The organism is Sedimentibacter sp. B4, from assembly GCF_000309315.1.
Classification (GTDB): Bacteria; Bacillota; Clostridia; order Tissierellales; family Sedimentibacteraceae; genus Sedimentibacter; species Sedimentibacter saalensis.
This window is the reverse complement of record NZ_CANG01000094.1, coordinates 1-211: the sequence shown is the minus strand read 5'-3', so window position 1 is coordinate 211 and position 211 is coordinate 1. Positions and strand designations below refer to the sequence as shown.

Here is a 211-nt window from a genome sequence, read left to right as displayed (position 1 = left end):
CCAACCCCGTCCTGCTGCTCGGGCTGTTCCCCGTGCTACCGGGTGCACTGCCGTCCCTGCTCGCCACGCTGAGCACGCTGGTCTCGGCCGTGGTGCTGCTCTTCATCGGAGCAGCGGCCGACCGGTCCGCGCACCCGCACCGCTGGCTGGGCGCAACCGCATGGCTCGGTGCGGCCGCAGGCTCGTTGATGTTCCTGCTGATGGGCAGCAA

At 70.6% G+C, this 211-nt stretch carries 1 pseudogene; it reads left to right on the top strand.

Annotated features, from left to right (window positions below):
- Nucleotides 1–211 (top strand): annotated as a pseudogene (locus tag BN358_RS26085) (MFS transporter); the annotation flags it as partial.